The sequence below is a fragment of the Streptomyces flaveus genome (genome assembly GCF_014647675.1).
Classification (GTDB): Bacteria; Actinomycetota; Actinomycetes; order Streptomycetales; family Streptomycetaceae; genus Streptomyces; species Streptomyces flaveus.
In genome coordinates this window covers 1-935 of sequence record NZ_BMPQ01000085.1, presented here as the reverse complement: position 1 = coordinate 935, position 935 = coordinate 1, and the positions used below count along the sequence as shown (strand labels likewise).

Below are 935 nucleotides of genomic sequence, written 5' to 3'. Positions count from 1 at the left end.
CCCACGATCCGGCTGGCCGAGCGGTGCGGCCTGCCCGCCCTGGTGACCCGGAAGGTGAAACTGACCGGCGCGAAGAACGGCGCCGGGACAGCCGCCGCGGCGAAGGCCCTGTCGATCGTGGGCGGGATGGCGGCCGGGGCGGACAGCATCGACGACCTGGACATGCTGCGGCACGGTGGCCTGTCCCGCCTGTTCGGCGGGGTGCGCGCCCCCTCGACGCCGGGCACGTACCTGCGCGCGTTCACCTGGGGACATGTACGCCAACTGGAGTCCGCAGCACGGGCGTTCACCTGCAACCTTGCCGCCCACACCGGCCTGGTGCCCGCCGGGGACGAGGTGGTGTTCGTCGACATCGACTCCAAGGTCAAGCAGGTCTACGGGCCGGCCAAGCAAGGCGCCTCCTTCGGCTACACCAAACAGCGCGGCCTGCACTTCCAGATCGTCACGGTCAAAACCTCCACCTGCGCTCCCGTGATCGTGGCCACCCGCCTGCGCAAGGGCTCGGCGAACTCCGGCAAAGGGGCGGCGAGTCTGCTGCGCGAGGCCCTCACCACGGTGCGGGCGATGGGCATCACCGCGAAGATCATCGTCCGGGCGGACTCCGCGTACTTCTCCCACAAGGTCGTCGAGGTCTGCCGCACGGCCGGCGTCTGCTTCTCCCTCGCCGCCGCGGTCAGGAAAAAGATCCGCGAGGCCATCGCCGCCATCGACGAGGACGCCTGGACGCCGGTCAAGTACGCCGCCGCCGTCTGGGACGCCGCCGAGGAGCGCTGGATCTCCGACGCCGAGATCACCGAGATCCCCTTCACCGCGTTCACCAGCAAGAAGAAGCAGTTCCACACCACCGCCCGGCTGATCGTGCGCCGGGTGAAACGGCTGAACCCGAAAAGCGTGCCCGAGGGGCAGGCCGAACTCTTCGGCGTCTGGCGCCACCA

The 935-nt window shown here is 69.6% G+C and carries 1 protein-coding gene; it reads left to right on the top strand.

The window, feature by feature from the left end:
- Positions 1 to 935: IS1380 family transposase (locus tag IEZ21_RS46900; protein ID WP_189327914.1), on the top strand; the 935-nt coding region annotated here is incomplete at both ends.